At 45.8% G+C, this 24,601-nt stretch carries 24 protein-coding genes; 7 read left to right on the top strand and 17 right to left on the bottom strand.

Going from position 1 to position 24,601, the window contains the following annotated elements; genetic code table 11:
• Positions 1-27 precede the first annotated feature (27 nt).
• The 7 genes from GGU45_RS12515 to GGU45_RS12485 form a co-directional block, all read right to left on the bottom strand.
• Positions 28-543, bottom strand: coding sequence for a hypothetical protein (locus GGU45_RS12515; RefSeq protein ID WP_435225189.1), 516 nt, complete (start codon positions 541-543; stop codon positions 28-30).
• A gap of 82 nt (positions 544-625) precedes the next feature.
• A complete protein-coding gene (locus GGU45_RS12510; protein WP_435225187.1) occupies positions 626-3,553 on the bottom strand; it encodes a serine hydrolase domain-containing protein in 2,928 nt (975 codons plus the stop codon).
• A 122-nt stretch (positions 3,554-3,675) separates the two neighbouring features.
• The gene (locus tag GGU45_RS12505) at positions 3,676-6,078 is read right to left on the bottom strand and encodes a hypothetical protein (RefSeq protein ID WP_435225185.1); all 2,403 of its coding nucleotides are present in this window, start codon (positions 6,076-6,078) and stop codon (positions 3,676-3,678) included.
• Positions 6,079-6,094: 16 nt separating this feature from the next.
• Positions 6,095-6,802, bottom strand: coding sequence for a response regulator transcription factor (locus GGU45_RS12500; RefSeq protein ID WP_435225183.1), 708 nt, complete (start codon positions 6,800-6,802; stop codon positions 6,095-6,097).
• Positions 6,803-6,826: 24 nt separating this feature from the next.
• The gene (locus GGU45_RS12495) at positions 6,827-7,813 is read right to left on the bottom strand and encodes a sensor histidine kinase (RefSeq protein ID WP_435225181.1); all 987 of its coding nucleotides are present in this window, start codon (positions 7,811-7,813) and stop codon (positions 6,827-6,829) included.
• 1 nt (position 7,814) lies between these two features.
• Entirely contained in the window at positions 7,815-8,288 is a 474-nt protein-coding gene (locus GGU45_RS12490; protein WP_435225180.1) for a gliding motility lipoprotein GldH, read from the bottom strand.
• Positions 8,289-8,339: 51 nt separating this feature from the next.
• On the bottom strand, positions 8,340-9,215 hold the full coding sequence (locus GGU45_RS12485; RefSeq protein ID WP_435225178.1) for a YicC/YloC family endoribonuclease: 876 nt from the start codon (positions 9,213-9,215) through the stop codon (positions 8,340-8,342).
• Between the two features lie 542 nt (positions 9,216-9,757).
• On the opposite strand from GGU45_RS12485, the gene GGU45_RS12480 reads away from it, so the two are divergent.
• The 4 genes from GGU45_RS12480 (at position 9,758) to GGU45_RS12465 (ending at position 14,810) form a co-directional block, all read left to right on the top strand.
• Positions 9,758-10,714, top strand: a complete 957-nt coding sequence (locus tag GGU45_RS12480; protein WP_435225176.1) for a UDP-3-O-(3-hydroxymyristoyl)glucosamine N-acyltransferase — start codon at positions 9,758-9,760, stop codon at positions 10,712-10,714.
• A gap of 54 nt (positions 10,715-10,768) precedes the next feature.
• Positions 10,769-13,126, top strand: a complete 2,358-nt coding sequence (locus GGU45_RS12475) for an ATP-dependent helicase (RefSeq protein WP_435225174.1) — start codon at positions 10,769-10,771, stop codon at positions 13,124-13,126.
• A 188-nt stretch (positions 13,127-13,314) separates the two neighbouring features.
• The gene (locus GGU45_RS12470) at positions 13,315-13,959 is read left to right on the top strand and encodes a hypothetical protein (RefSeq protein ID WP_435225172.1); all 645 of its coding nucleotides are present in this window, start codon (positions 13,315-13,317) and stop codon (positions 13,957-13,959) included.
• Positions 13,960-14,018: 59 nt separating this feature from the next.
• Entirely contained in the window at positions 14,019-14,810 is a 792-nt protein-coding gene (locus GGU45_RS12465) for a glycoside hydrolase family 25 protein (RefSeq protein ID WP_435225170.1), read from the top strand.
• 420 nt (positions 14,811-15,230) lie between these two features.
• On the opposite strand, the gene GGU45_RS12460 is transcribed toward GGU45_RS12465, so the two are convergent.
• The 5 genes from GGU45_RS12460 to serS all read right to left on the bottom strand — a co-directional run bounded on the left by GGU45_RS12460 (position 15,231) and on the right by serS (position 18,495).
• Positions 15,231-15,560 carry a hypothetical protein gene (locus GGU45_RS12460; RefSeq protein ID WP_435225168.1) on the bottom strand — a complete coding sequence of 110 codons (330 nt, stop codon included), beginning with the start codon at positions 15,558-15,560 and terminating at the stop codon, positions 15,231-15,233.
• 99 nt (positions 15,561-15,659) lie between these two features.
• Positions 15,660-15,977 carry a c-type cytochrome gene (locus tag GGU45_RS12455; RefSeq protein WP_435225166.1) on the bottom strand — a complete coding sequence of 106 codons (318 nt, stop codon included), beginning with the start codon at positions 15,975-15,977 and terminating at the stop codon, positions 15,660-15,662.
• A 64-nt stretch (positions 15,978-16,041) separates the two neighbouring features.
• On the bottom strand, positions 16,042-16,632 hold the full coding sequence (locus tag GGU45_RS12450; RefSeq protein ID WP_435225165.1) for a mobile mystery protein B: 591 nt from the start codon (positions 16,630-16,632) through the stop codon (positions 16,042-16,044).
• On the bottom strand, positions 16,623-17,081 hold the full coding sequence (locus GGU45_RS12445; RefSeq protein ID WP_435225163.1) for a mobile mystery protein A: 459 nt from the start codon (positions 17,079-17,081) through the stop codon (positions 16,623-16,625). Before GGU45_RS12445 ends, GGU45_RS12450 begins: the two co-directional genes overlap by 10 nt.
• 133 nt (positions 17,082-17,214) lie before the next feature.
• Entirely contained in the window at positions 17,215-18,495 is a 1,281-nt protein-coding gene (gene serS, locus GGU45_RS12440; RefSeq protein ID WP_435225162.1) for a serine--tRNA ligase, read from the bottom strand.
• Between the two features lie 181 nt (positions 18,496-18,676).
• Here serS and GGU45_RS12435 point away from each other — a divergent pair, with 181 nt between their 5' ends.
• Positions 18,677-19,765 carry a COX15/CtaA family protein gene (locus tag GGU45_RS12435; RefSeq protein WP_435225161.1) on the top strand — a complete coding sequence of 363 codons (1,089 nt, stop codon included), beginning with the start codon at positions 18,677-18,679 and terminating at the stop codon, positions 19,763-19,765.
• On the opposite strand, the gene GGU45_RS12430 is transcribed toward GGU45_RS12435, so the two are convergent.
• Both GGU45_RS12430 and GGU45_RS12425 read right to left on the bottom strand, forming a co-directional pair.
• Positions 19,756-20,856 (bottom strand): DUF5700 domain-containing putative Zn-dependent protease, encoded by a 1,101-nt coding sequence (locus GGU45_RS12430; protein WP_435225159.1) that lies wholly within the window; start codon positions 20,854-20,856, stop codon positions 19,756-19,758. The genes GGU45_RS12435 and GGU45_RS12430 overlap by 10 nt on opposite strands.
• Positions 20,857-21,070: 214 nt before the next feature.
• The gene (locus tag GGU45_RS12425) at positions 21,071-21,697 is read right to left on the bottom strand and encodes a helix-hairpin-helix domain-containing protein (RefSeq protein WP_435225157.1); all 627 of its coding nucleotides are present in this window, start codon (positions 21,695-21,697) and stop codon (positions 21,071-21,073) included.
• A 157-nt stretch (positions 21,698-21,854) separates the two neighbouring features.
• Between GGU45_RS12425 and GGU45_RS12420 the strand changes: the two genes are divergently transcribed.
• Positions 21,855-22,568: a ThuA domain-containing protein gene (locus GGU45_RS12420; protein WP_435225155.1), complete on the top strand. Its 714-nt coding sequence runs from the start codon at positions 21,855-21,857 to the stop codon at positions 22,566-22,568.
• Positions 22,569-22,618: 50 nt separating this feature from the next.
• The gene (locus tag GGU45_RS12415; RefSeq protein WP_435225153.1) at positions 22,619-23,209 is read left to right on the top strand and encodes a Crp/Fnr family transcriptional regulator; all 591 of its coding nucleotides are present in this window, start codon (positions 22,619-22,621) and stop codon (positions 23,207-23,209) included.
• Positions 23,210-23,229: 20 nt separating this feature from the next.
• Here the strand turns inward: GGU45_RS12415 and GGU45_RS12410 are convergent, their stop codons facing one another.
• Genes GGU45_RS12410 through GGU45_RS12400 form a run of 3 tightly spaced genes read right to left on the bottom strand, consistent with a single transcriptional unit; the run spans position 23,230 to position 24,550 of the window.
• A complete protein-coding gene (locus GGU45_RS12410; protein ID WP_435225151.1) occupies positions 23,230-23,595 on the bottom strand; it encodes an Hsp20/alpha crystallin family protein in 366 nt (121 codons plus the stop codon).
• 50 nt (positions 23,596-23,645) lie between these two features.
• The gene (locus tag GGU45_RS12405; protein WP_435225149.1) at positions 23,646-23,987 is read right to left on the bottom strand and encodes a hypothetical protein; all 342 of its coding nucleotides are present in this window, start codon (positions 23,985-23,987) and stop codon (positions 23,646-23,648) included.
• Between the two features lie 11 nt (positions 23,988-23,998).
• Positions 23,999-24,550 (bottom strand): RNA polymerase sigma factor, encoded by a 552-nt coding sequence (locus GGU45_RS12400; RefSeq protein WP_435225147.1) that lies wholly within the window; start codon positions 24,548-24,550, stop codon positions 23,999-24,001.
• Between the last annotated feature and the right edge of the window lie 51 nt (positions 24,551-24,601).

Raw genomic sequence — 24,601 nt, 5'->3', positions numbered from 1 at the left:
GTGTGCTGCGCAAAGATATCTTTTTATTTAGAAAGTATAGCGGGCCGCTATTCCCACATCGTGTCCGTGGAAGGTGTTGTACGCATCCGGTGCGGTAATATGGAAGGTGGGCCTGAAATCGGCTGAAAGATTCAGCGGGATCTTTACAAATTTGTAATCAACCCCTCCCGTTGGATAAATGCCCACACCAAAACCGTCATACCGGTCCAGTTTGGAGCTGGTATTAAAAAACACCATACCGCCCCCTACAAACCACTTCAGCCCCGGAACGGGCTTAATAGGAAAATGGTGCTGGTAGGTTCCGGAAAAACTAACACTGGCAGCACGTCTCCTGTCGCCATTATACCAATACCGCTGATCGCCAAACCCCAGGTTTAATTCAATGGCCCCCGGCCGGGAAACAAAGAACTTATAGGACGCTGCAAAGGCTTCATATTCTGTATGAGTACTTAAGCGGGCGCCAATAGCCTGCTGGTAGCTGGATTGTGCATGTGTGGTTATGGCTGCAATAGTAACAGCTGCTATAAAAAGTATTTTTTTCATTTGTACTGGATTTAACAGGAACGAGTTATCAATAAACATACCAAAGCTGCTTATTATCGCTTGTTTTTGTACAAAATAAAAATCAGAGATGGGGGATCAATTCTTTGTATAGGGTATCCAGGATGTTCCGGCGAATGGCTAACCGACTGAGGCCCGGACTGTTGCGTGTAGGATATACCCGGTTGGAGAGAAATACATATACCATATTGTACTTAGGGTCTACCCATACACAGGTGCCGGTAAACCCGGTATGACCATAAGTTTGAGGCGACACATACGTACCGGGATAGGGGTCGCTACTGGTAGCATTGTCTTTCTCGGGTTTGTCGAACCCATAACCTCTGCGGCTGATGGAGCTATGATAGCCAATAAAATATTGAATGGTTTCCCATCTCAGAAAGCGCTGCCCGTTTAGTTCGCCTCCATTGAGCAGCATCTGGTACAATTTGGCCAGGTCATAGGCATCGGAAAATAATCCGGCATGTCCGGCAACGCCACCGGCCAGTGCCGCTCCTTCGTCATGAACGGTTCCCTGTATCAGCTGGTTGCGAAAACCCGTCTCTTTTTCGGTGGGCATGATGCGGTTCAGCGGAAAGCGTTCCAGCGGATGAAAGCCCGTTGTGGTCATGTGCAGCGGCTCATAGAATGTTTTTTGCACATAAACTTCCAGGGGCATTTTTGTAATGGTTTCTACGATCTTGCCCAGGAACCAGAAATCATTGTCGGAATAAATATATTTTTTACCAGGAGGCTCTGCCGGGCTCTCCAGGATGGTTTTCCAAATGCTGTCCTTGTAATCGTCCCGCAGATAAAGATCGCGTGCAACCTGGGTGGTGAAGTGCTCCATTGCTTTGTTTCGGTACAATTCGGGTCGTACGGTTCTGTCAGGATTCAGCGTTGCTTTATAAAAAGGGATAAACGGTACCATTCCTGCCTGGTGGAGGATGATGTCTTCGAGGGTGAGTTTGGCTTTATTGGTTTTTTTTGTCCAGGGGAGATAATCGGATAGTTTTTTTTTGAGATCGATTTTGCCTTCTTCATACAGCTTCATAATAGAAACGGTAGTGGCCGATACTTTTGTAACGGAGGCCAGGTCAAAAATGCTGTTAAGCGTTGTTGGCTGTGCAGGGTCATACTCATAGTTGCCAAAAGCTTTATGGTAAATGATCTGCCCGTCTTTAGCGGCTAAGACCACGCAGCCGGGGTAGGCTTTTTTTTTAATGCCTTCCTCGGCAATGGAATCCACAGCTGCAAAGCGTGCGTCTCCGATGGGCTGCATATAGCTTACATCCGTGCCTTTCTGAATAACCCCGGTCCCATATTTCCAGGTACAAACGGTAACGGGCAATGTACCCGTAGCGTTAAATTTGGATGCCAGCCAGTCGGCTGCCGTATTTTGAAAGACGGCATCATCCTCATAGGCGGCCACCAGCGATTTAGCCATGCAAAAATTCCCTAATGCAAGGGGGTTGCCAAAGACAAGCGTTACAGCATTGTTCCGGTTCAAAAGCTGCCAGTTTTGAAGCGCCGTTTGCGAAATGCCATAATTGCTGCTGCCTTTGCGCAGTGCCACATCATGAAAGCCCAGGATCACTGCATCATATTTGCCTTCGAGTATTTTTTTAACAACCGTACCGCCCTTTCCTGCCGCATCACTATACCGGATATAATAGACATCAGCATTCAGATCCTGTTTCAGCCGTTGTGCCAGAGCTGTGGAGCCATCGCTGTTGAAGCCCACATACGCTACTTTTTTGCCGGTTAGCGGCCGCCCAAAGAATTCGTTTCTGAAGCCATTGGGATTGATCAGTTTGACTACTGTGAGCGCCTGGCGGGCTATTTTTTCACGTACTTCATTGGTAGCAGCGTTAAGATCTTCTGTAAGGTTGCCGGTGCTTATGGGCGACAGCTGGTTAAGACCCAGGCGATATTTTGCCAGCAGCACTTTTTTTACTTTCAATTCAATATCGTTCCAGCTCAGCCGTTTCTTTTTAATGGCTTCATTAACGGCCTTAATGGTGCCGGGAACGCTTTCCGGAAGGCAAAGCATATCGTTACCGGCAATCAGTGCTTCTACCGCAATGGTGCCGCCGGGAAAGTATTTGGCAACGCCCTGCATTTCCAGCGCATCGGTGAACGTAAGTCCCTTAAACCCGAGCTGGTTCCGCAACAAACCGGTAACGGCGTTCTTTGAAATGGATGTGGCCCGGTGTGGGGTATTATCAATAGAGGGAACAAACAGGTGTCCGACCATCACACTTTGCACGCCGGCTTTGATCAGTTCTTTAAATGGATATAATTCCAGCTCCTGCAGCTGATCTACGGTTTTATTGATCACCGGAAGGTCCAGATGCGAGTCTACCGCCACATCGCCGTGCCCGGGGAAATGTTTGGCGCTGGCCATGATACCAGCGTCCTGCATGCCCCGCATATAGGCCACGCCCATACGGGCAACTTTATATTTATCTTCACCAAAAGAACGGTAACCGATCACCGGGTTGTTGGGATTGTTGTTGATATCAACCACGGGCGCATAGTTTACATGTACGCCGAGGCGCTTATGCTGCCGCCCCACAGCCAGCCCCATTTCATAGGCCAGTGCTGTATCGCTCAGGGCACCCACAGTCATTTGATAGGGGAATTTAATCACGCTGTCCAAACGCATACCCAGGCCATATTCGCCGTCAATGGTGATCATGATCGGGGTTTTGGCCAGTTGCTGATAGTAATTGGTAAGCTTTGCCTGGCGGATGGGGCCGCCCTGGAAAAAACAAAGCGCGCCAACATTGTATTTTTTAACATCGTTGGCCACGGCTGCAATATGATCGGCTCCCTTGTTGGAGTGGGCTCTTACGATGATGAGCTGGGCAATGCGCTGGTCTTTGCTCAGGCTTTTATATACACTGTCTACCCATTTGTTGGCGGGGAGCTGACTGTTGTATTGAGCATTGATAGATTGGCATGTGAAAAGGATCAGGATCCATAGTGCATACAATCTTCTATTTTTCATGCGTTGCTATTTTTCAGTTACAGATGGTTGCAAATTTAGGATAATTGGGCGTGCAAAGGGTTAAGTTTGAAGCCCGGTCTGTATTTGCGGGTTTTTGCGGGTGGACTCACCGCATCGGGTTCTTATTGTACCCGCAGTAGTTTCTGTCCAAAGATCAGGCTTCCATCGGCTGCTATTCCCTGGACGGTGAGTAAGTAAGGACCTTTCAGGTCGGCCGTAAAAAACGAAAACTCCAGTTTGCCGGTGTTGTCTGTATAGGAAAGTGGTTTCCAGCAGATCGTGCTCATCATTTCTTCGGTGTCCTGTTTCCGGAGGGTACTATCCATACCATAAAACTCGCGGGCCTGGTATATCAGGTAGTTCGTACTGATAACAGGCCCGTCCTGGCAGCCCTTGTACACCACCGTCCTGGAAATTCTGTTTGCATTGGTGATATAAGTACGCCCCAATACTGGTTTTTCAAAAGGATAGGGATGATTGATGCAGTTTAAAATACCATACTGGCAAACATAGTCGCCACATTCATTGGAACCATATCCACTAAAGTTTTTCCGCGAATTTATAACTACCGTTTCCAGGGTTTTACCTCTTTCCTGTTTATCCATATCGTTTAACGGGTCATCTTCCAACCGGATCCTGACCACGGGAGGATCAATATTTTGATTACGGGCTGCATCGGCCGTAAGCTTTGTCAGGCTGTCGGTAATTTTATATTGAAAACCTTCCTTCTTTTCTCCCATAACTTTTATAAATAGCTTTCTTCCGTCCTTAACCAGCAGGTCGCGTTCATCTAACAGGAAATTTCCTTCAGCATCCGCATCGGCCATACCCAGGTTGCCGTCTTTGATTAATACCAGTTGCTCCGGTTTTCTTACTTTTTTTTCAAACCGGAGAAGCTGGCCTGTTACGGTCGATTTTACAGTACCGGCAGTATCGCCTCCGATGTTTTGCAACTGCTGCCATTTATAACGCCGCCATCCTTTCAGCAGGAGTGCCTCCTCCAGCAAAGGCTTATTATCAATCAGCCGCCCCTGTTGATTATACAGGGAGATATCTTTCAGTTCATTTCCCAGGTAAAATATACTTTCAAGATCGCTTCTCAGATCGGTTGAGAGGCGGTTCATGGCCACACAGCTAACCGTTACCGCAGCAGCCACAGGCTGGTGGGCGCTGCTGCTAACCTGCAATGTGGCATGTACGCTGTCCCTGGTGTTAAACGATTCCTTGTTTAGAAGGATGTCAGCATACGCTTTTTGATGATATTGTGCAAAAATGAGTCGCTCGGCCAGCGGGTGTGCCTGCTCATCGAACAGGGTGATTGTATAAATACCCCTGATTTCTTTTATTGGGATCAAAATGGTCGACGTGTTTTTTACCGTAATCATCGGTGTGCCGATGGCGATAACTGCATTATGCATGGTGATGAAGATGTTGCGCGGAATATTGCTTTGTATGGCTATTTGCACCGAGTCATCGACTACCGCTGTGGGTACCGTTATAACCACGCCTTCATTCAATATACCGGGCAGGTCAAAATAATAGCTTCTATTTTTCCAGGTGGCCTTCAGCGAGTAGCGGGATCCCTTTTGCGGTCGAAGGGTGAAACTACCTTTTCCATCCGCATTTATAGATACCGGAGAAAGCGCATTTCCGTCCTGTAATAATACAGCGGGAGCCGGTACCGGGCTGCCGGCAACCCGGGCTTCGCATATCACGCGGCTTTCCAACCCGTAAACCAGGTTGCCTCCTTCGGGATAAAAACGGATACGGATGGAATCCTCAACTTTTTGTATTACCGGCAATTTTATATTCACGGCGTATGCTTCATTGTTAAAATAGGTAGTGGTGTACAGCGTATTATTGCCGGGGCGGATTCCTTTTTTATCAATATAGACCACCCCCTTTCCCAGGTTGTCTAATGCGATGCGCAGCGGTTTTTGTCTGCTCAGCCAGTATGTAAATTTTGCTCCGGGCATCAGTTGTTTATATACAGTGGGAACTAATGCAATGCCTACACCTATCTTATCCGTCTGGTTTAAACTGTCGGGCAACGTAAGTGCTGTGGTATAGTTAAGGGCTAAATTGGTTTTAACAGAAACGGGGAGGCTGTATGTTCCTGCGGATGTGTTGTGGTGCAGCAGGTTGGTACTGAATATTACGTGGTGGGCACCAGGCATTGTACTATCGGGGATCAGGAAGTTCCCTGTTGAAAATTGGTTGTGGATCGGAAACTTCTTTTGCAGCAATACCTTATTGGTTATGTCATCTACCAGAGTAGCTATTAATACAGTAGCTGTATCCTTTGTATAGCCCGGACCCTGAAAAATATAGCCGGCGAACCACAGCATTTCATTTTTTGCGTATACATTTTTGTCGGCAACAACGATCAGCGTTTGGTCGGGATGCCCGGTATTGAATGCGTCCAGTTTGTTTTGAAGTAGTGTAACAATGTCTGGCTGCGTCTGTGCGGTTGCAAAAAAGACGTGAAACAAAAGTACCAGCAGTATGGAGGCATGGCGAAGCATACCACAAAATAAACGACTATTCCGTATACTTATACCCCACGCCTCTTACAGAATGAAAAAATTTGGGATTACGGCTGTCTTTTTCAAAGTATTTTCTGAAGTTGAGAATGAAGTTATCGATGGTGCGGGTGGTAGGATATACATTGTAGCCCCATACTGCCTGCAGGATCTTTTCGCGGGGTACTACCTCGTTTTTGTTTTCGATCAGGAGTTTTAACAGCATGGCTTCTTTTTTGCTCAGCTGAATCTTGCCGGCATATTTGGTTACCGCCTCCTGGGCTTTAAAATCAATGATGTTGTCGCCAAAGGTATAGGAGTTACCAACCGTGCTTTTGTCCTGCAGTTTTTGATTTTTGTTGATGAGTTTCTGTACCCGGAGTAGTAATTCTTCAAGGTTAAAGGGTTTGGTAAGATAGTCGTCTGCGCCTTTTTTCAGGCCAAGCACTTTGTCGTTGCTGGTGTTTTTGGCACTCAGCATCAGGATGGGCACTTCATTGTTGCCCAAACGGATGGTTTCCGCAACGGCGATGCCATCCATTTCCGGCAGCATAATGTCTAATATTACCAGGTCAAAGTACTCATTTTTTATTGCTTCTATTGCCTGCACCCCGTCAAAGGCCGAAGTAACCGTATAGCCTTCCAGTTCAAGGTTTAATTTTAACGCCTCATGAAGATTTTCTTCGTCTTCTACCAGTAATATAGTAGCCGTTTTATCTCCGTTCATAGTTTGTTGTCTTTTATCGAACGACTAAGTGTGAAATTTAACCGCAAAAGTACTTCCGTTCGGGTCATGATTTGTCACTGAAATGTCTGCATTGTGATCTTTGGCTATTTTATCACATAGGTAAAGTCCCAGCCCTGTTCCTTGTTTTTTCCGTGTGGCTTCATTGCCAATGCGGTAAAATTTCGTAAAGATCATTTTCTTTTCCTCATCGGGGATGCCTGGCCCTTCATCGGTTACGGAAACGATAACCTGTTGGGGTTGTTTGAGTAGCCGGATGGTGATGAGGCTTTCTTTAGGGCTGTATTTTAGCGCGTTTTCTATAAGATTATTGGTTAGTATCTGCAAGAGGAGCGGATCTCCGTTTATATCTGCTTCGGGATCGATGAATGCTTCAAACCGGCGATCCTGGAATCGCTTTTCGAATTCGGCAATACGGTCGGTCAGCAGGTTGGAAAGATTCAGTTCTTCCTTGTTGATTTTGTGCCCCTGCCCCTCCAGTTGTGCCGATACCAGGATATTACTGGTCAAAAAATGAAGTCGCGCCGTTTCTTCAAGCGTCATTGCGATCAGCTTCCTTCGCTTTCCTTCATCGAGGTTGTGCTTTAACAGGGTTTCAAGGTTCAGCGTGGCTACGGCAATGGGTGTTTTTAATTCATGGGTTACGGCCATTGTAAAATTCTGCTGCTGCTGCTGCAGGCGGGCCTGCTGGGTAATGTACCGGTAAATAAACAGCGCACCTGTAAGGAGCAGCCCAAGGAACACAATTCCTTCCCCGGCATATTTAATACGGTTTCTCCGATACTCGTCTTTAATAAAATAGAGCTGGTTTTTATAGCGTGTGGAAACAGTGTCCGGTACTGCAATTTTTAAATGTTCGATCTTGGATTGATGAAGCCGGTTGTTTTGCTGTTCGAGGGAAATGAACCACCATACAAGCGCTGCCAGGATATAAACGACCAGCAAATAAAAAATAATAGTTGCTTTTTTTGAATGTCGTTTCCGCTTTTGCATATCAACGCTGGTTTTCTGTTTTTTGAATGCCGATGCCGGCATTAAGGACAAAGTCAAGCGGATCATCCTTCATCAAATGGCTGATGGCAAAACGGTAGCGGTTTTTTGTTAATGCTACGTTGGTGTGCAAACGGATCCGGTGGTCATACAGGTCATCGATATTGTTGCCCGCCCATTTTCCCGAGGGTGTCACAAGCGATGCGTTCACTTTGAAGGATGCCAGCGTGCGGTTAGCAGTATCCCGGATGGCAATCCGGGCAACGAGATTGTTATAACGGTATTGTTGTGTATGCCGCACCAGCAGGTACAATTCGTAAGTAGAGCTGCCCGGAATGTCTATTTCTACGACCGCCGGCATTTTTTTGCTCCATGCATGCCGGGGAATATCTGCAACCCGTTCTGTTACCTCAATATGCTGGCAGGACAAAACAATACTGGTCAAAATAAAAAGTACAACATAAACGAACCGATTCATCGGGGTACATTTTTGCAAATGTACTATTAATACGGTTCACAGATAAGGCTGTTATAAAACATTCAGCACCTGCTCTTTTGCTTTTTCCAGTTCATCTTTCATCATTACCACCAGTTTTTGAATAGCCGCATGATAGGCTTTTGATCCCGTAGTATTAATCTCCCTGCCCACTTCCTGGAGTATAAAGGACAACTTTTTGCCCTTGATGTCTGCCGCTTCGCGGGCCGTTTGTTTAAAGTATTCGCAATGGTTTTTGAGCCGGACAAGTTCTTCGGTGATGTCAAGCTTCTCTATATAATAGATCAGTTCCTGTTCAAGACGGTTGGTGTCGAAGTTTTCCTTTCCCACTTTTTCTTCCAGCAGTTTTACAATGTTTTCCCGGATCATGGTTTTTCGGGTGGGGTCCAGCTTTTCTACTTCCTGCTGGAGTTTTTCAATATTGAGGATCCGGCCCGTCAGTTCCTCCTCCAGGATGCGTCCTTCGTTAAGCCGGTGCCGGTTCAGATCTGCAATGGCTTCTTTTAAAAGGGTGGTAAAAACGGCGGCATCTTCATCAGACAGGGTTTCGCTGGTAGGCGTAATAACCTCCGGCAATTTGATCAGCGCACTCAGGATGTTAGACGTGTCAATATCGAGTTCTTTGGAAAGGGTAGCCAGGGACTGATAATAGGCTTTGGCAAGATCCGTGTTGATGGTAACCGGCTTGGCATCTCCTGTATCTTTTAAACTGATGCTGCATTCCACGCTGCCCCGGCTCAATCCTTCCGCCAGCGTTTTGCGTATATTAAATTCCTGCGATTTTAGCAGCGCCGGCAACCGCAATGACAGGTCAAACTGTTTTCCGTTTAAAGACTTTATATCTACCAGGAAGGTTTTATTGCCAATCGTTTTTTCGGAGCGGCCAAAGCCTGTCATTGATTTAAACATACAGTGATTTTTGTAAAGATAAATATTCGTTTCATCTCTTCTCAAAATAATAAAGAGGGAGAATGGCTTACTGCTGCTCATAAAAAAATCCCTCCGAAAAAGAAGGGATTATTTTATAAAGATGGGTTAGTAAGTATGGGAAGTAAATTTCCCACCACAATATTAATTATTATTTTGTCGATACAAAAATTATTTACTACAAATTTTATTCACATTTTAAAATGACTTGTGGATATGTGGGAACTGCTTAAAGTCAATATCACCGGTAACTCATTTTCTAATGTGCCTTTACGCAACACACACCTTGTATAATGAACGGCTGAAATATTGATGAATACAGAACTTTTCAAGGATTGATGTTTGCGTGGCCTGGAGTGAAGCGGTTGTAGCAGAAGCTTTTCCCGATCCTCACATGCGCCTCCAACAGCGTATCCTTGTTGTCGTATCTTTTTATAAAAGGCCATCAAAAATTTCAGGAATGTGAAAAACTTTGATGTTTTGAACTTCAACAACCAGTTACGCCTAACTTTGAAAAAAAAGATATGCGATTTGAAAATCCTGTTCCGCTTTCGGAGATAGCCGCGCTTATTGAAGCAAGACTTGCTGGTGCTGTTACCGCCTCAGCAACGGGTATTAATGAGATTCACCAGGTGGAGGAGGGGGATCTTGTTTTTGTAGATCATCCTAAATACTATGAGGCCGCCATTCAATCAGCAGCCAGCTTTATCATTATCAATGCAGATCTTGAGGTGCCTGAAGGAAAGGCCTTACTGATTGTTGAAGAACCGTTTGAAGCGTACCTGCGGATTGTATCTTCTTTTCGCCCGTTTCGTCCTTCAATGAATGCCGTTTCGCCTACAGCGAAAACAGGGGCCGGTACGGTTGTGATGCCCAATGTTTATTTAGGAAATCATGTTACCATTGGTGCCAATTGCATCATTTACCCGAATGTGACCATTATGGACTATTGCACTATTGGCGATAACGTGATCATACAAAGCGGAACAGTTATTGGCAGCGATGCATTTTATTATAATAAGAAAACCAACCGTCCCGTCCATTATAAAAAAATGATCAGTTGCGGTACGGTAGTAATAGAAGCGGGTGTTGAGATTGGAGCGGGCTGTACCATCGACCGGGGCGTTACAGGAGTTACCCGTATCGGCGCCGGTACTAAGATGGACAATCTTGTACACGTTGGTCATGATACCCTGATAGGGAAAAATTGTTTATTTGCCGCCCAGGTGGGCATCGCGGGTGCCTCTGTTATTGAAGATGAAGTTATCTTATGGGGGCAGGTAGGCGTAAGTAAAACGCTCACGATCGGCAAAGCTGCCGTAATCGATGCCCAAAGCGGGGTACATGCTTCCCTTAAAGGAGGCGCCGATTATTTTGGAAGCCCGGCAGTTCCGGCGCGGGAAAAGATGAAGGAATTGGTTTGGATAAAACGGATTCCCCAGATATGGGAACGGTTAAATAAAAGCGAATCATCCAGTTAGCAAAAAAAAACCGGAATCTTTTTAAACCAGCGTTCTGCTTCGTACCTTGCGGCCATGCAGGATTATTTAGCAGGATTGAATGAACGGCAGAAGGAAGCTGTACTACATATTGATGGCCCATTAATGATTATTGCGGGGGCAGGAAGCGGGAAAACCAAAGTGCTAACCACACGTATTGCGCACCTGATGGCCAAAGGGATTGATGCCTTTAACATACTGGCGCTGACTTTTACTAATAAGGCCGCCCGGGAAATGAAGGAACGTATTGAACGGATACTCGCCAACAACGAAGCCCGCAATTTGTACATCGGAACGTTTCACAGCGTTTTTGCAAGAATCCTCCGCTCGGAAGCCCACTGCCTGGGATATCCTAATAGTTTTACCATTTATGACACGGATGACGCCAAGAGCGTAGTAAAGACCGTCATCAATGAAATGCATCTGGACGATAAACTGTACAAACCCGCTACGGTTTATAATCGTATTTCCTCTGCAAAGAACGCACTGGTAAGCCCGATGGATTATGTCACCGATTATCATATACAGCAGGAAGATCTGCGCGCTAACCGGCCGGCTATTGCGAAGATTTATGATGCTTATTGCAAGCGCTGCTTTAAGAATGGCGCGATGGATTTTGACGACCTGTTGCTGAAGTTTTATGAGTTGTTAAAAAGCTTCCCGGAAGTGCTCAGCAAATACCAGCACAAATTTCGGTACATCATGATTGATGAGTACCAGGATACAAACCCCGCCCAGTATGAAATTGTAAAATTATTGGGCGCCATGCACGAGAATGTTTGCGTGGTAGGGGATGATGCACAAAGCATTTATAGCTTTCGGGGAGCAACCATCCAGAACATTTTGCAGTTTCAAAAAGATTACGATGATGTGAAAGTAGTGAAGCTGGAACAAAATTACAGGAGCACCCAAACTATTATTCACGCAGCAAACGAGGTGATCCGGAATAATAAAGCCCAGATCCCCAAGGTATTATTTACTGAAAATGTGAGCGGCGAAAAAATCCGTATCGTACAAACGATGACGGATAACGATGAAGGCAAGTTTGTAGCCGATACCATCCAGGAGCAAAAACTCCGGTATCATTTTTCCAACAGGGATTTTGCCATTTTATACAGAACCAATGCGCAAAGCCGGGCGTTTGAAGAATCGTTGCGCCGCATGGGCATTGCCTACACCATGTATGGAGGCATTAGCTTTTACCAGCGAAAAGAGATTAAGGACTTTGTGGCCTACCTGCGACTGATCGTAAACAGCCGGGATGAAGAGGCGCTTAAAAGGATCATCAACTATCCCGTAAGGGGCATTGGGAAAACCACGATCGACAAGATTCTGTTATTGGCCAATACACACCAGCTTACCATGTGGGAAGTATTGGAAAAGGCCGATCAGATGGGTTTTCGTTCGGGAACACTCAGTGTGATCCAGGATTTTGTAACGATGATCAGGAGCTGCTCCAGCATGCTGGAGAAACAAAATGCCTACGATGTAGCTTTTCATGTAGGAAAGCAAACTAACCTGGTGAAGGAGCTTTTTAATGATAAAAGTACCGAGGGCCTGCAACGTTATGAAAACACGCAGGAATTGCTGAATTCTATTAAAGAATGGGTAGAAAGCCCCGATAATGATGAGGGTGAGGTAATTGATAAAAGCCTGGGCGCCTACCTGCAGCAGATCACCTTGCTGACAGATGCAGACAATAAGGACCCCGATGCCGATACCGTTAAGCTGATGACCATTCACGCTGCCAAAGGCCTGGAGTTCTCCTGCGTGTTTGCGGCCGGCCTGGAAGAACAGCTGTTCCCCAATGCCATGGCTATTAATACCAGGGAGGAGCTGGAAGAAGAACGGCGCCTGTTTTATGTGGTGGTAACCCGGGCTAAGGATAAATTATGGATCACTTATGCCAACACCCGGTACAAATTTGGCTCCCTGGTACAAAATGAGCCCAGCCGGTTTATTGAAGAATTGCCCAAAGACCATATTGATAATACCTACGCGGGCGGAGGTATCAAAATGCCGCGGCCTTTTGGTTTTGGCAACACCGGTTCTGCATACGAACGCATGAGCGGCGGTTGGGGCAGCGGTGGTAACAATGCAGCAGCCGCAGAAAAGAGATATGGCCCGCCTCCTGCAAAAAAGACAACACCCGAATACCTGGGGCCTAAACCGGAGGCAAAAAAGGTGATCGCACATACGCCGTCAGCAGATTTTCAGGCCAGCGATAGTAATGATATCACCGTAGGTCAGAAAGTGGAACATCAGAAATTCGGATTTGGCGAAGTGCTGAAATTAGAAGGAAGCCAACATAATAAAATGGCCCTCATCCGGTTTGACGCCAATGGTGAAAAAAAGATCCTGCTAAATTATGCCCGGCTAAAAATTTTATCCTGATTTTTTGATAATATTATAAAAAAGCACTATTCTTACTCCTTGATTATTAAGTAAATAAAATCAATTTCATCATCGCAGTGTTTGGGATGCGAAAAATTTGAACATTATTAAAAATAATTGGAACAAGTTTTGCCTTCATTAAAACATTAACATTTAATGAACATTCCCCAGAATGAACAAGGGTGTGATTGAATAAAGACGTCATGGATAATGAACGGGTTATATCATTTGATGATCACGGCTGTTACGTTTTAACATTAGAAACCGTTGATCTTACCGATATCTTCATCAGGCCGGTGTACAAACAAATTATTGTGCATACGCTGAATCACTATATCAGCAGCAAGGGGCTTGTTGTATATGGCTGGTGCCTGATGCCTAATAAACTGCATCTTATTTGTCAGGTTCAGAAAAATATACCCTTCAAAGAGCTAAGAAAGGCTTTTAAAGCATTCACTGCTGAAAAAGTAATGGAAGCCGTCTATAATGAACCGGAAGAGCGGAGGGATTGGTTGATTGACCATTTTCAAAGAACCTTCGGATTTTTGGGCGCACAGAAAAAGCTGGAATTGTGGAAACGGGTAAAAGAGATGCTTTCGATAGACCTGGCGCGGCCGGAGATCATGGCGGAACACCTGGAACTGATTCATAATATACCGGTACAAGAACGGATTGTGCGGTATGCATCAGATTTTATTTACAGCTCGGCCGCGGATTATGAAACGGGAACAGAGGGGCTGGTTAAGATAACGCGCCCTAGCGCTGTAGAACAGGCGCTGGATGATATTGCGAACCGGAAAAGCGTATTTAAGACAAAATTTTACAGACGATAAAGCGATATCTCCTGTAATCAGATAATTTTGCCGGGTCCGTATTTGGACCCGGCTTTTTTATGGCAGTCAGGAAAAAACGAAGAAGGAGAAAGAAAAAAACAGCCTACCGGTGGAGGCTGGTTTTGTCGTTGCTGGCCCTTGTTGTGTTGATCGGCGTATTGTTCGTGCTGGACTGGAACCAGCGGTTTGAGCTTGAGGTAAAACGATACCCGGAATTTGGTATCGAAATCCCCGTTGCCTACTCCATCCATGGTATTGACGTATCCCGGTATCAGAAAAACATTAACTGGAAAGAAGTAAAGGTTATGAAAATCGGGAACGTGGGCATCGGCTTTGCGTTTATCAAAGCTACTGAAGGAGAAAAGGACCTGGATGTGCAGTTTAAACGAAATTGGAAGCAGTCGGGTAAAAACGGGGTACCGCGCGGGGCCTATCACTTTTTTATTCCTTCAAAAGACCCTGTAAAGCAAGCCGTAAATTTTATAAAGAATGTTCAGTTATTGCCCGGCGATCTGCCTCCGGTGCTGGATGTGGAGCAAACCGGTAACCTGCCTGTGGCGGTGATTCAGGCCCGCTCTAAAATATGGCTGCAGCTTGTAGAGCGGCACTATGGCGTAAAGCCGGTAATCTATACCAATGCTGATTTTTATGATAGATATCTTGGAAAGGCTTTTGATGACTATCCTTTGTGGGTAGCCCATTACTATGAGAAACGAAAGCCACGCATCAAAAGAGACTGGACGCTATGGCAGCACAACGATGCCGGACATGTAAACGGAATTGATGCCAATGTGGATTTTAATGTTTTTAATGGCGATTCTGCCTCATTTCGCTCGTTTCTGATACCATAAATATGAGATTCTAATACTTTGTTTTGTCACAAAGATGCTGAAGCACAAAAAGACGGAATTAATCTGCCAGGAAAACCGTTGCGTCCTTGCTCCTTTGCGCCGCTGCGGGAAATAAACAAACATAGGAGGCTCTAAGTCTATATTTTGTCATGCCGTCCCGATCGGGATTGCTTCGGCGTCTAAAAATGATTGTTCGTCAATAGATGCTGAAACAAGAATAGACCCCGGGTCAAGCCCGGGATGACATCTTCAGCACGACATCATGCTGTAAAGCGACTTTTGAGCCTCGTTTAAAAATGAGCCCGAAAAAAATAGTAGCGGTGGATATTTCCAACTCCCGACAGTCGGGACGCTGATTTTCGCCGAAAAAGGAAGTGTGATCCGCACCTCGCCATTGCCGTCCCAAAGCTTTAGGGAGCATTATTTTTTTGCGTGCGCATTTACATACTGCGTTACCTGCGACACCTGCAGCTCGTTGAGCTTTGCTTTTTTAACCATTGAGTTCAGGATCGGCCTCCACTCATCCGTAGTCCAGTCTGCTGTATTCTTTGCCTTATGGCATTTGGTGCATTTGATTTCAAAGATTGCTTTACCGGCGACCAGTGGATTGCTGGAGTTAAAATCGGCAGTGTCCGTTTTATTACCGGCAACCGGCTCTACTGGCCTGTCCGGTATGGTGGGAGCCGCCTTCCGTGTACAACCAAAAATGATCATCATAGATACAAAAACTAAACCTGCTGCTTTCTTCATGTTTTCTGAAATGCTTTATGGAATATTAACTATTAGCCGTCAAAAATAAAAAAACCTCCTGTTAAAAGGAGGTGTGGTATCAAATAAAATTTTATCCTGTTATTTTTTAGCATTGGCATACACATAGGCCGAAACCTGTTGAACCTCTTCCTTGCTTAGTTTTGCTTTTTTAGACATAGATGCCAGTATAGGCCTTAGGGCTTCATAGGATTTGGATGCTACTGCCTTGTCTTTGGCCCCGTGACACTTGGTGCATTTGGTGGTAAAAATGATATGTCCTGCATCGATAGAAGCCTGATCGCTGCTAACGCTGGCGGCCTCCGGAATAACGGCGTCCGTGGAGGTGGGAGATGCTTTGGGTGTGCAGGCAACAACTGCTACCAGGGCAATGTATGCACAAAGAATAATTTTTTTCATACAATGATTGTTTTTATAAAAATAACAATAAATACGCCAACTTACAATTCTATGACAATTATTTTTAAGATCTGGCAAACAAAAGCAAGGGCTGTATTTGCCCCAGGTCCGCTGCTTTTAATGCCTGAAGATAACGCATTCTTACATCCGTTGGGGATGTGGCGGCGCCCCAGCTGAAAACAGGCAGACTGAAAATGTGCCCGGCAATTACATCGGCCAGCAGGCGACTGTGCCGGCCGTTTCCGTTTGCGAAACAATGAATGCTTACAATACGGTGCTTGAAACGGATGGCTATTTCATCCGGCACAAAAGTTTTGTTACGGATCCAGAACAGGCCATCATCCAATAGCTTTTTAAGCTCTATGCCGATCTGGTGTTTATCCACGCCAATATTTTTATTGGTTTTCCTGAATGCGCCCGCCCATGTCCAGGTATCGGAGAACATTTTCTGATGCAGGTTTTTAATAAACATTTCTGTAAGCAGGGTCTGCTGTCCGAATTGTTGCCCCATGGTCCATTGTACCGCATTTTCGATGTTTAACTGCTCAAATTCGTCCAGCTCGGCCTTTGTTGAAACGGTTTCAATTAACAGCCCTTCTTTTTCATCTTCATCCAATGGTGTTTGCCCCGCGGTATAGCTGATGGTTAGTCCCATAGTATTTTTGGTATTTCGTTTTTAAAGATCCGGGTTTTTTCTTCGATGGCTTTTTTGATCCGGGCATCCTTATTTTGTTGCCCTTCCAGTTTCATACTTTGTGAGGTACGTAGTACAATTGTTGTAGCGAGCTCTTTGGCTTTGCGTTCAATCAGCTGTTCCAGCGTTGTATCTTTAGGAACCAGTCCGTATACTAATTTCATATCTAATGCCTCTGCAATCATGCGCAGATTCTTAATAGAAATGGCCCCGTCTTTTTCGCGCCGCTCCATCATGGCGATGTTTTGTTTACTCGTTTGCAATCGATCGCTTAGCTGCTTCAGCGATATGCCCAATGTAGTGCGAACGGCTTTCAACCACCCTGTGGCAGGAGTTTTTATTTTCTGCAGGGCGTTGTAATGGTGCATTTTAGCATCCAACTGCTGTATTTGTAAATTTTTTTTTTGCATAAAAACGTCAATCTATATATTGACAAATATAAATAAAAAGTCAATATATAAATTGACAAAATAAAAAAAATGTCAACTTATAAGTTGACATTTTTAAGCCATGTTTAAAATTAAGTTTATTATAATCAGTATGTTATATATATTTTGTGATAACCTCTTTTCCAAAATAGGGAACTAGCGCTTTGGGCAAAATGATCTCATCTCCCCGTTGATTGTTCTCCAGCAGGCAGGCTACAATACGAGGCAATGCCAGGGAGCTGCCATTAAGTGAGTGCACCAGTTGAATTTTGCCATTTTCATCTTTAAAGCGGATCTTCATCCGGTTGGTTTGGTAAGCTTCAAAATTAGAGGTGGAGCTTACTTCCAGCCAGCGTTCCTGTGCCGCGCTGTATACTTCAAAGTCGTAGGTAAGTGCAGAAGTAAATGACATATCGCCGCCGCAAAGTCTCAGGATCCGGTAGGGAAGCTCCAGGCTTTGCAGTAGTTTTTCCACGTGAGCTACCATTTCTTCCAGGGCCTCATAACTTTTATCCGGATGAGTAAGTTGTACGATTTCTACTTTTTCAAACTGGTGTACCCGGTTAAGACCGCGCACGTCCTTGCCAAAGCTGCCGGCTTCCCGGCGAAAGCAGGGCGAGTAGGCCGTCATCTTCACGGGCAATTGCCCCGGTTTTAATATAGTGTCGCGGTAAATATTGGTTACCGGCACCTCCGAAGTGGGGATCAGGTAAAAATTGTCGGCAGGCATATAATACATCTGCCCCTCTTTATCGGGCAACTGACCGGTGCCGTAGGCCGATGCTTCGTTTACCATAAAAGGAGGCAGGTACTCTGTGTAACCGGCTGCTATATTCTGATCCAGGAAATATTGTACCAGTGCACGTTGTAACCGGGCCCCCTGGCCTTTATACAACGGGAAGCCGCTGCCGGTTATTTTGGCTCCGGTTTCAAAATCAACCAGATCAAATGTTTTGATAAGGTCCCAATGCGGCAGAGCATCAGCATTCAATGCAGGTTTCCTGCCATTTTCGCGCACTACTTCGTTATCTTCCGGACTATTGCCCGGAGGAACCAGGGGTGAAGGCAGATTGGGCAGCAGTACCAGTTTTTCCTGCAGCTCTTTTTCTGCCCGGGCCAGTTCTTCGCTGATGGGCTGTAATTTTTGTTTGGCGGCGGCCACTTCCGCTTTTTTTGCTTCGGCGGCTTCTTTTTCGCCTTTCGCCATTAGCTGACCGATCTCTTTCGAAGCACTGTTAACAAGGGATTGCGTGGTGTCGAACTCGAGCTGCGATTTTTTACGCAGATCGTCCAGCGAAATGATTTCATCCACCAGTCCGGGTTCCTTAAAGTTCTTTACTGCCAGCCGCTTTTTAACGGCTTCTGTGTCCTGTCGTAATACCTGTAATTGCAACATGCTTCAAAAAAATTTTTGCAAAGATAAACCAGAAACAGGGACCAGCTATCAGCGATCAGCATTTAGCCCGGTACTAAGGAAGATCGGGAAGTCTGTAACTATGAGCTGACCGCTGACCGCAAAAACGCCTGTGTTCAATTCCCCAACCCGAAACCCAAATTATTTAATACTTTTGCGCGTTATGCAATTACAAAAGAATAAACCGGTGGCCACCTGGCTATTTATTGGCGCCGGTATGCTGATCATACAGGTTCTGTTAGGGGGACTTACAAGACTTACCGGTTCCGGGCTTTCCATTACCGAATGGCAGCCGATCCTGGGGGCATTACCTCCTATGAATGAGCAGGCCTGGAATGAGGCCTTTGATAAGTATAAGCAGATCGCGCAGTTCCGGTACATTCATAACCATTTTACGCTGGCGGATTTTAAGGGCATCTACTTTTGGGAATGGCTGCATCGCGATTGGGCGCGGCTGATCGGTATCATATTCCTGATCCCTTTTATCTGGTTTGTTGTAAAGAAAAAGATCGGCCGGAGCATGCTGGGTCCCATGATCGTTCTCTTTTTACTGGGAGGCCTCCAGGGGGCCATTGGCTGGATCATGGTAAGCAGTGGTGTGGGTACCGACCTGGTGTATGTAAGTCATATCCGGCTGGCCGTGCATTTCCTGGCGGCGTTGCTGCTGCTGTGCTATGTGGTTTGGTTTGCATTGAAATTAACGGTGCGTGGGGCGCAGATTGCCACAGATGGCGGTACGCGCAGTTTTAACATCCTGCTACTGGTAGTTATTACCCTCCAACTGACCTATGGTGCTTTTATGGCCGGAACGCATGCCGGCAAGGCTTCTATTACCTGGCCAACCATCAATGGCAGTATGATCCCCACAGCATCCATGTTGAATGAAGGCAGTTTTTGGAGCGATATTACCCACAACCTCATTACCATTCAGTTTATTCATCGGGGACTGGCCTACCTGATCACCGTGCTGATGGTGTTTTTTACGCTGCGGCTTACAAAGCTACCGAAAACAACGCTACTGTATAAAATGCGCTTTTTACCCATGAGCCTGGTATTGGTACAGGTAGTACTGGGCATACTGGCACTGATGAATTACCTTACTCCTGATAAGTTACTGCTCAGCATCCTGCACCAGCTGGTGGGTATGCTGCTGCTGGTTTGTATGGTGGTTACGCTCTTCCTGGTGAGGAAGGTGCCGGTTTTGCAGGAACGTGCCGAAACAAAATCCGCTCTGCGCGAAACTTATTTATAGCAGTAACTTCTGATCTTCCGGAAATACGCAACAGCCGCTTTTGAAAAAACAGGCGGTTTTGTTTTGTCTGTCATTGCCGCCTTGTTGTATAGTTCCATAAAGACAAGCGGATCTCTGAAATCGGCAAGGAAGTATTTTAACAGCCCATTTTTCTGGATCACTTCGGCCATATACCGCCCGGGCCAATGGCCTCCCAGTTTGATGTACGGGGCCTGTTCCCCGAAAATGTCTTTATACGAGATCTCAATGGTTGAATCCGAGTTGAGGGTCTGTAACAGATGATCCCATGCTCTGATCATTGTCCGGGCAGAATCGGCATACCCGGTCTCGATATCCGACCATTCGCTTTTCAGCGGAGATCCGGAAGAAAAGAGGATCTTTTTATCAATAAGGTCGGCCATACCTTCTTCTGCAATAGCCACAAATACATTTAGTACGATCAACCTGTTGTCATTGGGATTAATATCTTGGTTGATTTTTTTATAGAAGGGATTATAGGTCAGTGCATGATAGGACTCATGAGCACTTAAGACCCCTAAAGCAAACCGGTCAATTTTATAAGAAACCAGCACGTCATTGACAATGAACCCGGGCCCGGCAGTAGCGTCTTCTGCTCCATAAACCACGTAATACTGTGGAACCAATGCCGAGTTGTTCCGTGTTGCTGCCGGGATCAGCGGAAACAGATACTTTTTAATGGCCTGTGAAATATTAGTGCTTTTCAGATAAGCCACGTGCTTTTTCAGGTCCTGCAGGTATTGCCGGTATTGTTTGTGATAGGAGAGCACATCCGGGTCAAGGCCGGTTGCAGGTATATTCCTGTATACCTGCATCATGGCAGCTTTAACCGCCGCTGTGTCCAGGATGCCTCTTTGAACCGGGATTTTATTTGCTTCACAGGTAAAGAACCCGCTCCAGATGGTATCCGGGGGTGTTTTGCCAGCTGTCAGCAGGTCGGCTATTTCAAAATACCGGTCAATCGCATCAAAATTCTTTAGCGTCTGGTTGATTCCGGTACTATTTTGGGCCCGGCAAACAGCAGGAACGTTTAAAAGCAGCCAAATACTTACCGCGAGGAACCGATACATCATAGGCGTAAAAGTTTACAGTACAAAAGAATGGATTTTTCTTTAGACCGCTGGTCGATATTTGCTTAACTCAACCGATAACACCGTGTATATGCTACCGCTTTGGGTAACCTGGTAAACCTGGACTAACTTTTACAGATTGATGCAGGGATACATGATATCCGGTATCTTGCCCTTTTTGGATAGCAGACCAATAATTCTTTTGCCTGGCAGCTGGTTATTTTCCTCCCAACAGTTCTTGCTGTAAAGCCTTCAGCTCTTCCCATTTTTCTGTGGCGGCCAGCTTTGCCTGTTTGGGCCAGCTTTTGGGGTCGTGCATGGCAAATTTGCTGCCTGCTGCGTCCAGAACGCCTTTTAATTTTTTAATGGTGGCTTTGGAAAGATCCTTGAAATTCTGAATGCCTTCCTGTTCCAGCAATTTGGCAATAGCAGGGCCTATTCCTTCAATTTTCGTAAGATCATGCTTTACTACGTCGGCCACTTTCTTTACAGCCTTGGATACTGTTTTGGCGGCTTTGTCGGCGGTGGTCCTGGTTTTTGTTTTTTTCTCAGCAACCAGCGCGTCTTCTTCAACAGTGATCACAGAGTTGTCGATCCCAAAGTGTTGTTTGTGCACATAACCCTGGGCTGCCCAGTCATTGACCCAGCGCCCGTCATTCAGTAAAAAACGGTATTCATAGGTTTGGCCCGGCTCCAGTTTAACCTTTGCCTTCAGGGTTCCGTCCTTGTGTGGTTTCAGGGCGATTGCCTTGTCCACATCCCAGTTATTAAAATCTCCCACTAAAACGGCCGAATTTGCGGTTCCGAGGGCCTCACCAGGCAGTGAGAAAACGACATCTTTCATATTCAATATAATTTATATAAACCGCAAAATTAAAGGTTTTGAGGGGATTTTTTCCCCTGAATTTATATTTCCTGCTAAGATTATGAGCCTTACAGGGTTATATTTAGGTTAAGCGTATTATCTTTAAAACCGATTTGGTAATGAATTAAAATTTAATATGAAAAAAATTGCACTTTTAGGGATGTTGCTGGTAATAGTAAGTACGGTTTGGGCTTCCAAGCCGAAGGTTCTGGTTTTTTACAAAACGGCCGGCTTTTATCATAAGTCAATTGAAGCCGGGTTGCCCGCCATCTATAAATTGGGCACGAAGAATGGATTTGTGGTAGATAGCACAAAGGACTCCGGCGCCTTTACGGATGCCAATCTCAAAAAATATGCAGCTATTGTTTTTTTAAGTACCACCGGTACGCTGTTTGATGAAGCGCAGCAAAAAGCGCTGCAGAACTATGTTCATAAAGGCGGCGGCATTGTAGGGATCCATGCGGCTACGGATGCCGAGTACGACTGGCCCTGGTATAACCAGATGATGGGAGCCTGGTTCCTCAGTCATCCGCAACAGCAGACGGCTACCCTGGATGTGGTAGACCGGAGTCATATCAGTACAAAGCATCTTCCGGCACAATGGATCCGGAAAGATGAGTGGTACAATTTCAAAAATATCAGCAAGGATGTGAAAGTGCTTATTACGATCGACGAAAAGAGCTACGAGGGGGGCAAGAACGGTGCGTTGCATCCAATGGCCTGGTATCATCAATTTGAAGGCGGCCGTGTTTTTTATACCGAGCTGGGACATGTAGATGAGTCCTATACCGACCCCTTATTTCTGAAGCATATCCTGGGAGGGATCCGATATGCGCTCGGAAAGAAATAGAACCGATATTTTTCCTGTGATTTTACACCTGTTATTTAAGATAAACCCCGATGTTTACGAATCTCATTAACAACCTGGAAAATTATCTTCATTTTGAGGAAGAAGACCTGGCGTTTCTGATTCCCCTTATGGAAATAAGAACCGTAAAGAAAGGTGAAGCGGTGATGCGTGTGGGTGACATTGCTAACTACGTTTATTATATCGATAAAGGGCTGATCCGTTTTTATCATGAAACGGAGGGTAAGGAGCATACCTACAGGATCTTTCGTGAAAATATGTGGGCGAGTGATTACGCCGCATTTCTTACCCGCTCCAAATCGGGCATGAATATCGAAGCCCTGGAAGATACGCTGTTGATCCAGTTGCACTATGATCATATGCAAAAAGGCTATGAGCGGGCAAAGGCCTTTGAACGTTTTGGCCGTAAAATGGCAGAATCCCTTTTTTTAGCCACGGTTCAGCGGACGGTAGATATCATGGTGAAATCGCCCGAGACCCGTTACCGGGAGTTATTGGAAAATGATGCGGAAATAATCAACAGGGTGCCGCTGAAATACATTGCCTCCATGCTGGGTATTGAACCGGAAAGCCTCAGCCGTATCCGGAAGAGAACGGCGCGCTTTCCGGTGAAGGAGTCATAGTGGCTGCCGGTTACGGGCACTTATCCGGGGAGCGCTGCTTCCAGTTGCCGGCGGATATGATGCAGCGTGGTTTCCTCTTTCTTAGGTAAGAATATGGTGAGTACTCCCTCATTAAACCGGGTGCTCACGCAGGCGGTATCTACCAGGCCGTTCAGATGCAGGCTGCGTTCAAAGCGCTTCACCGGAAATTCCTGTTTCAGAAATTCCATAAATACATCTTCTTCGTCGCTGCAACCCGTAATAATAAGGATATCATTGACGATGCGCGTTTGGATCTTGTTTTCCGGAAATCCCGCCACGTATGCTGTTAACCGGTAGCAATCGTCCCGTTCTTCAATATTGATGGGTACATTGTTTTTGGGCCTTCGGTATTCCTGTGTGTACATAAAAAGGGTTTATAAATTTGAATCATTCGGGCACTCCTGCCCGGTAAATTTTATTCTTCGCCGGGAAAACGCCGCCATTGCCCGCAGCGTTGTTTCCATGCTTCTTTGAACGCTGTTCGTTCTTCCTCGCTCATATTCCTGAACTTTTGGCGGAGCCGGTCAGAAGGCCCCTGGTGATGACGCGGGCCACCATGTCCAAAGCCAAAAATGATCTTTGAAAGGATCAGTAATCCTACTGACTGCCAGTAGGTGATTTGTTTTGTTCCCAGCAGATCGGGCAATACTGCATTCCATAAGAGCATCACGATCCACCCAAACAGCAGAAGGGCCAAAATGCCCAGCAACACGAATAAAAAAACGCGGGGCCGCCTGCCTCTTTTTTTATAGTTCATAATTCTGTTATTTAATAGTTCATTAATTCGTCATATAAATACTGTAGCCGGCTGCGCAGATGCAGCACCGCATACCGCTTCCGGCTGATGATGGTTTTGAGGTTCTCCCCGGCCTGGTCGGCGATCTCCTGCAAGGTCTTTTCCTCCAGCTCGTTCAGGATAAAAACGTCCCGCTGGTTTGCAGGCAGTTCCTCCAGGGCCGCAAACAGTTCTTCCCAAAACAGCTTTTTGATGTCGGCCAGTTCCGGGTCATTATCAAGAGTAAAAAATAGCTCACGGAACTGCATTTCGCCTTCTTCATTCTCATACTGGTAATCGTCGATCAGGTTGTCTTTTTTCTTCCGGTACCTGTCTGTGATCTTGTTGCGGGCTACCTTAAACAGCCAGCCACTCACCTGCCCGATGGTTTGGGTAGCTGTAGCATTAGCGTATTGATACCATACATCCTGCAGAATATCTTCGGCGTCTGCATCCGTATTTACATTTTTACGGATAAAACCGAAGAGGCGCTTACCGTAATCTTTTACGGTCTGAACAACATTTTGTTTTCTTTCTTCTGCCAATATTGCCAGTTTTTGCTCCTGCATCAGAAAGATAAGACGAACGGCTGGATA

Source organism: Niabella hirudinis (assembly GCF_051201075.1).
GTDB classification, from domain to species: Bacteria; Bacteroidota; Bacteroidia; order Chitinophagales; family Chitinophagaceae; genus Niabella; species Niabella hirudinis.
Note: the sequence above shows the minus strand (reverse complement) of the source record. Positions and strands in the feature narration are given on the sequence as shown.